This is a genomic window from Marivita sp. S2033, assembly GCF_046592965.1.
GTDB lineage: Bacteria > Pseudomonadota > Alphaproteobacteria > Rhodobacterales > Rhodobacteraceae > Marivita.
Genome location: NZ_JBISBV010000026.1, coordinates 1 through 5,726, shown reverse-complemented (window position 1 = coordinate 5,726; position 5,726 = coordinate 1). Strand labels below are relative to the sequence as shown.

The 5,726-nt window shown below is 67.9% G+C and carries 6 protein-coding genes; 2 read left to right on the top strand and 4 right to left on the bottom strand.

What is annotated here, in order from left to right; genetic code table 11:
• Nucleotides 1-62: 62 nt before the first annotated feature.
• A complete protein-coding gene (locus ACGKZZ_RS16980; protein ID WP_411224703.1) occupies nt 63-794 on the bottom strand; it encodes a glycosyltransferase family 25 protein in 732 nt (243 codons plus the stop codon).
• A 225-nt stretch (nt 795-1,019) separates the two neighbouring features.
• On the opposite strand from ACGKZZ_RS16980, the gene ACGKZZ_RS16975 reads away from it, so the two are divergent.
• Nucleotides 1,020-1,913: a glycosyltransferase gene (locus tag ACGKZZ_RS16975; RefSeq protein WP_411224702.1), complete on the top strand. Its 894-nt coding sequence runs from the start codon at nt 1,020-1,022 to the stop codon at nt 1,911-1,913.
• 3 nt (nt 1,914-1,916) lie between these two features.
• On the opposite strand, the gene ACGKZZ_RS16970 is transcribed toward ACGKZZ_RS16975, so the two are convergent.
• Nucleotides 1,917-2,561, bottom strand: coding sequence for an ABC transporter ATP-binding protein (locus tag ACGKZZ_RS16970; protein ID WP_411224701.1), 645 nt, complete (start codon nt 2,559-2,561; stop codon nt 1,917-1,919).
• Complete coding sequence (locus ACGKZZ_RS16965) at nt 2,558-3,799, bottom strand: capsule biosynthesis protein (protein WP_411224700.1); 1,242 nt, start codon at nt 3,797-3,799, stop codon at nt 2,558-2,560. Before ACGKZZ_RS16965 ends, ACGKZZ_RS16970 begins: the two co-directional genes overlap by 4 nt.
• A gap of 47 nt (nt 3,800-3,846) precedes the next feature.
• Here ACGKZZ_RS16965 and ACGKZZ_RS16960 point away from each other — a divergent pair, with 47 nt between their 5' ends.
• Nucleotides 3,847-4,638 (top strand): ABC transporter permease, encoded by a 792-nt coding sequence (locus ACGKZZ_RS16960; protein ID WP_411224699.1) that lies wholly within the window; start codon nt 3,847-3,849, stop codon nt 4,636-4,638.
• A gap of 80 nt (nt 4,639-4,718) precedes the next feature.
• Here ACGKZZ_RS16960 and ACGKZZ_RS16955 read toward each other — a convergent pair.
• On the bottom strand, nt 4,719-5,726 hold a 1,008-nt coding region (locus ACGKZZ_RS16955), incomplete at its 5' end, for a glycosyltransferase (RefSeq protein WP_411224698.1).

Here is a 5,726-nt window from a genome sequence, read left to right as displayed (position 1 = left end):
ACCTCCGCCGGAGGCATCCGACGGTTTCACCCGCGATCACGGCGCGCAAATGCGCCGCTGTCTCAGGCCAGCTTGCGGGCCAGCCGCTTGGTCATCCAGCGCCGCCAGTAGGATTTGTAAAGCAGCCGCCGCAGACTCTTGCGCCGCTTGTGCTTGTGCGCCCGCCGCCCCGCCTCGAGGCTCGACGTGCCCACCGTGCGCCCGCGCTGGGTGACGACGCGCGGATCGCAGGCATAGCTGTCAAATTGCAGGATCGCGTCGGGCCAGTCCGAGGGCTGCACGACAGGCCCGTTGCGAAACGCCAGATGCGCGGCCACTTCGCGCGACACCATGTAACCGGTGGCCAGGAACGGCGGCAGCGCGACGCGAAAGGCGCGCACGCCGCCGGGCAGGATCAGCCGGTCGCGCACCCGCACATAGGTGTTCTTGTGATCAAACAGCAGCAATCCGCAGGGCGGGTTCGCCAGCGCCGGTCCCAGTTCGAAAAACGCCTCGCCCGGGTCGGCGTCATCCTCGAGCACGATCGCCGAAGGCGCATCCCCCGCCGCGATCCGTTCGTAGATCTGGCGGTGCGACAGCGCGCAGGCGAACTCGCCATCGGTCATCGGCCGCCCCATACGCGCCTCGGCTCCCGGACGGTCGACACAGGGTTCGTGGATACCCGGCAGCCGCGTGCGCCCGTCGATGCCCCAGAATACCTCGTAGTCCAGCCCGCGCGCGCGCAACGCCTCTGCCAGCGGCCCGAACCGCTGCGCACTCTCAAGGCTCAGGATATAGATCGGCGGAAACTGCATCTGGCGCAGGCCTTTATGGTCATCAACTGGCGTCACCGGCCCGCGACCGGACCCGACCGCAACCCTAAAACGTCTGGCCCCCTGCCTCAAGCGCTGCCGGTGGAACCCCGCCGAGATCGGCCCAATCGGCAAAAACGGCACAGGGCGCACAAGATGCAAGCCGAGTTCTCGCCCTGCGCACATCTTCAAGTTGTATATCTCATCTATTCATCACAGTCTGACCCCATGGCCCCCCTGCCCCATATCACCGTGCTCATGGGCACACGGAACGGCGCCACCCATCTGCGCGCGCAACTGGCCAGCCTTGCCGCACAGGATCACCGCAACTGGTCGCTCTGGGTCAGCGACGATGGCTCCACCGATGCCACATGGTCCTGTCTGCGCGCCTTTGCCGACAACCAGCCCAATCCGGTGGTGCTCTGGCGCGGCCCCAGGCGCGGGCTGAGCGCCAATTACCTTGGCCTGCTCTGCCACCCCGAGCTGCCACCCGGCCCGGTGGCCTTTGCCGATCAGGACGACCTGTGGCTGCCAACCCATCTCGGGCGCGGCCTGGCGGCATTTGCACATGCCGCACCCTGCGATGCCGGACAGGCCTACGGCGCGCACCGGATGGTGCTGCGCGAGGGCCACCCGCCGCAGCATATGGCACGGCGCATCACCCGCGCGCCGGGGTTGCACAATGCGCTGGTGGAAAGCGTGCTGGTGGGCAGCGGGCTGATGCTGGATGCAAATGCCGTGGCGCTGGCGCGGCGCGCCGGTGTGGTCGATGTGCCGTTCTGGGACTGGTGGCTCTACCTGCTATTGTCGGGGGCCGGCGGGCGGATCCTGCTCGATGCCCGCCCGGGCGTGCTTTACCGTGCGCATGGCGCCAACCAGATGGGCCCGCGCCACGGGCTGCGCGCCGCGCTGTGGCGAATGTGGCGCGTGATGAACGGCACCTATCGCGGCTGGATCGAGGCCAATCTGGCCGCGTTAGAGCCACATATTCCCCTGCTCACCCCAGAGTCGCAACAGATCCTGCGCCCGCTTTTGCCCTTGGCCCCGCGCCCACGTCTGCGCCAGCTCAGCGCGCATCGGCACTGGCCGCAGGACCGACTTGCGCTCTGGCTCGCCGCCTGATCCCTAGGCCTGCGCCGCCTGATAGACGCTGATCGCCGCCTCCAGATCATCAAACATCCGCAATTTCCCGTTCTCCAGCACCGCACCCGCACTGCACAGCCCGCGCAACTGCGCCGGCGCATGGCTGACCACGATCGCCCCCGCCTGCCCCAGCCGCGCCTTGAGCAAGGCAGAGCTTTCGCGGCGAAAGGCGGCATCGCCCACCGCCGTCACCTCGTCGACCAGATACATGTCGAACGGAATCCCCATCGAGATCGCAAATCCCAGCCGCGCGCGCATGCCCGACGAATAGCGCCGCACCGGCTGGCGCATCGCCTCATCCAATCCCGACACCTCGCGCACGAAGTTCAGCAATCCACGGCTGTCCACACCGTAAACCCGCGCGACAAAGCGGGTGTTCTGCGCGCCGCTCAGATCGGGGTGGAACGCGCCTGCAAAACCCACCGGCCAGGACACCGTGCCGTGGCGCAGCACCCGCCCCGCATCGGCGCGCAAACTGCCCGCGATCATCGCCAGCAGCGAGGATTTGCCGGCCCCGTTGCGCCCCAGCAGCGCCGTCGCCTGCCCCTTTGGAAACACCGCGTTCAGCCCTTCGGCCACCACCGGGCCGCCGGGAAAGCGTTTCCAGACCTCCTGCAGCGCAATCATCCGCGCCGGTCCATCGCCGCATAGGCCGCCAGCGCCACCAGCCCCCAGAGCAGCACCGCAAAGCCCGCGACCAGCGCCAGCAGACGTGCGCGTCTGGGGTATTCCGCCACCTCCGGCAGGGTCGGAGCCTGCCACGCCGCCAGATACCGGCTTTGCCGCCGCGCCTCGGCCTGCGCCAGATCATAGGCGGTGCGCGCCCCGGCATAAGCCCGCTCGGCAAAGTCGCGATCCGCCACCAGCGCCTCATAGGCCCCGACGACGCTGGCAAAGGCACCGCCGTCGCCCTCCAGCCCCAGCTTGGCACGCTCCGCCGCGATCCGGTCCTCGATCACCGCAACCCGGCGCGCGCCCTGATCCAGCCGGGGGTCACCCGCCCGCGTCGCCTCACGCAGCAGATCGAGCGCGATCAGCGCCTCGGCCAGTTGCCCCTGCAAGGTGCCCAGAAGCCCGGCGCGCGCCTGCAGATCCACCGCCGGATCGACCAGCTGGTTGCGGTTGCGAAACGCCGTCACCTGCGTGCGCGCCAGCCGCAGCCGGTTTTCCGCCACCTCAAGCTCGGCGGCGGCGTCGGTGATGGCATCGGCGCGCGCCACATCGCTCATCTCGTTGATGAGCCGCGTCGCGCGCTCCACGATGGCCTCTGCAATGATCTGCGCATCGCGCGCCGCAAAGGCGGTCACGCGCAGCTCGATCAGCCCGGCAAGGCTGTCGTAAGCCACGGCAACACGGCGCGGCCAGTAGCGGTGCAGATCCTCCAGCGCGCCTCTGTCGTCAAAGGCAAAAACAGGGTCCGTTTCGCCGCGAAACGCCTCTGATCCGGGTTTTGCCCAAAGCCCCGACAGCCCCAGTTCGCCTTCAAGCTCCGCCACCAGACGGCGCGAGCCCAGATAATGGTAAAGAATATCGGTATCGCGCGAACTCGCCCCCGAGAGGCCGGTGATGCCGCCCAGCATCTCTGCCGCGACGCTGGCCTCTTCGCGGCGCACCGCGAACCCGGCTTCAGACGCGAACTGGTCCGCCGCCCGCGTCCAGAGATACCAGGCACTGACCAGCACCGGCAGCATGACGCAAAGCACAAAGGACAGCGCCAGCGCCATGTGCCGCCGGGCCAACCGGGCGCGCGGCGCGGGCCAGTGCCCTGTCCGGGGTGGCGTCATCGCAGGTGACGGCAAGGGAATCGCGGGCGATGCCTGAAACGGCGCGACCGGATCGCGAGGGATTGCATCAAGGCGATTCATGCGATAATTTTTCTTCCTATGCGTGTATCTTGCAGCGAAACACAACCATGATTCCAGATCGACCACCCGCTGCCCGCCCGACCCTGTGGCGTGCGGTGGGGGCGCTGATCCTGCGCGAGATGGCGACCTCGCACGGGCGCATGCCCGGCGGCTATCTCTGGGCCGTGGCAGAGCCGCTTTTCGGCATCGCGCTGCTGTCGGTGATCTTTGCCATCAGCTTTCACGCCCCCGCACTTGGCGTCAGCTTTCCGCTGTTCTACGCTTCGGGCCTGCTGCCGTTTTTGATGTTCACCGACATCACCGGCAAGCTGGCGCAGGCGCTGAATTTCTCGCGCCCGCTGTTTGCCTATCCGGCGGTCGGCGTTCTGGATGCGCTGCTGGCGCGGTTCCTGCTGGCGGGGGGCACCCAGATCGCGGTGGCAAGCCTGTTGCTGTCGGGGCTGATGTTTCTCAGCGAAACCCGCGCCGCGCCCGACATTCCGGTTCTGGCGCAGGCCGCGACGCTGGTGCTGGTGCTGGGTTTCGGCATCGGCGCGCTGAATTGCCTGCTCACCGGGCTGGTGCCGCTCTGGCAGCGCATCTGGTCGATCCTGATGCGGCCGATGTTCGTGATTTCGGGCGTGTTCTTCACCTATGAGGGCATCCCCCTGCCGTGGCGCGACCTGTTGTGGTGGAACCCGCTCATTCATGTGGTGGGGCTGGTGCGGCGCGGGCTTTATCCGGGCTATGATGCGCCATATGTCAGCCCTGCCTATGTGCTCGCACTCGGGCTTGGCTCTGCGCTGCTGGCTGGGCTGGGGCTGATGCGCTGGCATCGCGACATTCTCAGCGACCTCTGACAGATAGGTCCGCTTCGGACCCAATGTTTCGCATGCGAAACAATAGGGCCGGACCGGACCTAATTTCAGGAATGTAATCCTCATGCTCCCACCCGCTTCCGGAACCGGTTTCTCGTTAGGTTAGAGCCTGTTTTCGGCGCAAGCACAGGCCATCCCGGCATGCCGCGCAGCGCGCGCAACAGCGCGTCGAGATCCGCCGAGCCATCGTGTCGCAGCGCAACCACCCGGCCATGCTCCTGCGCCCTGAGCGCATCGCCCTGCCCGCCGAGATCGAACCCGACACAGGGCAAGCCGGTCGCCAGCGCCTCGTGGGTGACATAGGAAAACGTCTCGGGCCAGAGCGACGGGACCAGCCAGGTGCCGATGCTGTGCCGCGCCACCAGGTGGGGCAGATCGGCCAGCTCATAGCCGCCCAGCACCTTCACCCCGCGCGGTAACCCGCAGTCCGGCGCCACCTCGCCCAACACGACCAGCCGCGCTTCGCCGGTGCGGGCAAAGGCCCGCGCCAGATCGGCAACCACTCCGGCCCCCTTTTGGGCATTGAGGTCGCCCAACACGCCAACCCCCATGCGCCCCGGACGCGGCGGGCCGAGGCGCGGCACCGCACCAAGCGGCGCATGGGGGCACAGGCGGATCTTGTGCGCGAGATCGGGATGCACCGCCGCCACGATTTCTTCCGAGGCGCGGGAAAACACCGTCAGATGCGCCGCCCGCTCCAGCGCAGGCCGCCAGAGCGCCTGCCAGTCGGGGCAGGTTTCGCTGCGAAACGTGTAATCGCGGTTGAGCGGGAAATAGTCGTGAAACAGGATCTCCAGCCCCTGCCCGCCGGCACAGAGATCAAGCAGCCTTTGCGGGATCTCCTCGGGCGCGGGATCGCCCACGCCGCAGGCATAGACCACATCGCGCGCACCGGCATAGGCCAGCAGGGCCTTGACCTCGGCGAACCGATCGCCCGCCCCGCGTGTGACGCCAGCCGCGCTGTGCAGTTCCACCTGCCAGCGCTGCGGCCCGCCGACGCGCAGCACCACGGCCACCTCGTGACGGGCCAACCGCTGCGCCAGCCAGCGCGCCACCCCGCCGCCCAGCGA